Origin of the sequence: Leptolyngbya sp. BC1307 (genome assembly GCF_002286735.1) — a bacterium.
GTDB lineage: Bacteria > Cyanobacteriota > Cyanobacteriia > Phormidesmidales > Phormidesmidaceae > Phormidesmis.
In genome coordinates this window covers 1-732 of sequence record NZ_NRTA01000184.1, presented here as the reverse complement: position 1 = coordinate 732, position 732 = coordinate 1, and the positions used below count along the sequence as shown (strand labels likewise).

Genomic DNA, 732 nt, shown 5'->3' with positions numbered 1-732 from the left:
CTAGCTTTATCCTAGATGACACGATGTGTGAGCATGTCGGCAGTTTGTTTGAGTATATCGACCGCCACTACAATCACAGCAATAGCACCTACCCGCTGGCTCATAATCTAGTCACCAGTCACTACCTAAGTGGCGCGGTCAGGTTCCCCATAGATTTTGAGGTCTATCGCCGCTATGAAGCGGTGACGGAGTGGGAAAGCTTTGTCAGGAAACACTTTCCCGAGGAAGAGATCCCGAAAAAGGGAAAAGCCCTCAGCGCGTTTCATAAACGAGTTGACCCTGTGTTGCTCAAAGATGCTGACTTTGCTGCGCGTCATAAGCTGTTTTGCACCAAGATAGAGATCGCTCAGTTGTTGATTGAACGAGCGATAGAGCGAGGTCTGCCCTTTGACACAGTCCTCATAGATAGTTGGTATCTTTCTGCTGACTTTGCGAAGTATCTCGATTCAGTCGATAAGGACTGGGTGAGTTTGCTCAAAGCCAACCGTAATCTTGAAGCGGATAGTATTCGGATCAAAGATGATTCCGGTCAGCAGCTCTCGTTTGATACGCCACACATCAAGGTCAAAGACCTGTTGCCGCTAATTCCAAAATCGGCTTTCTCACCGATCCAAGTGGGCAATCACGTCTACTGGTGTTTTACCTTCTGCTGCCGAATTCCCCGCTTTGGCAAGCTGCGTTTAGTGATTAGCTTTGAAACTGCACAGCTCACCGGGACTTACGCTGTGCTGC

Annotated in this window: 1 protein-coding gene; it reads left to right on the top strand. The window is 48.8% G+C overall.

Annotated features, from left to right (window positions below):
• Window positions 1-732, top strand: a 732-nt coding sequence (locus CKL79_RS22700) for a transposase (protein ID WP_141242299.1), incomplete at both ends; no start/stop codon positions are given.